The sequence below is a fragment of the Ruegeria sp. CK1 genome (assembly GCF_056536545.1).
The window spans coordinates 1-1,314 of the sequence record NZ_JBQFPX010000027.1 but is presented as its reverse complement, the minus strand read 5'-3'; the positions used below and the strand labels follow the sequence as shown (position 1 = coordinate 1,314).

Here is a 1,314-nt window from a genome sequence, read left to right as displayed (position 1 = left end):
TTTGCGAGGCCCCCTGTTTTAGGGGGCCTTTTTCGTTTGTACATGAGCGTACCGCGCTGGGGTTAGTCGGCGCCAAAGAGGTCTCGGGTGAAGACCTTGTCGCTGACGTCCTTGATCTCGTCCGACAGGCGGTTGGCGATAATCAGGTCGGCTGTTTGCTTGAAGCTTTCCAGATCGTTGATCACCGGGGAATGGAAGAAGTGGTCTTCATCCAGCACCGGTTCGTAGACGATGACTTGAACGCCCTTGGCCTTGATCCGCTTCATGATGCCCTGGATTGAACTTTGGCGGAAATTGTCGCTGCCCTCTTTCATCACCAGCCGGTAGATGCCGACCGTTTTGGGCCCTTTCATCAGGATCTGATCGCTGAGGAAATCCTTGCGGGTCCGGTTGGCGTCGACGATGGCGCGGATCAGGTTTTGTGGGACGTGGCTGTAATTGGCCAGCAGTTGTTTGGTGTCCTTGGGCAGGCAATAGCCGCCATATCCGAAAGACGGGTTGTTGTAATGCGCGCCAATCCGCGGATCGAGGCTGACCCCTTCGATGATCTGGCGCGGGTCCATGCCGCCGGCCAGGGAATAGCTGTCGAGCTCGTTGAAAAAGGCGACCCGCATGGCGAGGTAGGTATTGGCGAACAGCTTGATAGCCTCGGCCTCGTCCGCATCGGTGAACAGCATTGGCACGTCCTTGTCCAAAGCGCCTTCCAGCAGCAGATCGGCAAAGACCTTCGCCCGGTCCGAGCGTTCTCCGACGATGATCCGGCTGGGATGCAGGTTGTCATAGAGCGCCTGTCCCTCGCGCAGGAATTCCGGTGAAAAGATGACGTTGTTGGTGCCGAAGCGTGCGCGCGCGTCAGCCACGAAGCCCACGGGGATGGTTGATTTGATCACGATGACGGCGTCCGGGTTCAGCGCGGTGGTTTGTTCAATCACGGCGTCGACCGAGCTGGTGTCAAAGTAGTTGCTGCGCGGGTCGTAGTTGGTCGGGGTCGCCACGATCACGAAATCCGCACCCCGGAACGCAGTTTCCGCATCGCTCGTAGCGCTCAGATCAAGAGTGCGGTTGGCCAGAAAATCCTCGATCTCGGCATCCTGGATCGGGCTTTGGCGCTGGTTGATCATCGCCACGCGATCCGCCGATATGTCCAGGGCGACTACTTCGTGGTTCTGTGCCAACAAAACCGCATTGGACAATCCCACATAACCGATCCCGGCAATCGCAATCTTCATACTCAAATTCCTTGTGTCATTCGGCCTGTGCAGCCGCAGTGAACATAACCCTGTTTGCGCACACTGATAAGCGCGCAAGCGACAT

The 1,314-nt window shown here is 57.5% G+C and carries 1 protein-coding gene; it reads right to left on the bottom strand.

Annotated elements, in window-relative coordinates:
* Positions 1 to 62: 62 nt before the first annotated feature.
* On the bottom strand, positions 63 to 1,229 hold the full coding sequence (locus ACR0L3_RS20620) for a nucleotide sugar dehydrogenase (RefSeq protein WP_480747667.1): 1,167 nt from the start codon (positions 1,227 to 1,229) through the stop codon (positions 63 to 65).
* Between the last annotated feature and the right edge of the window lie 85 nt (positions 1,230 to 1,314).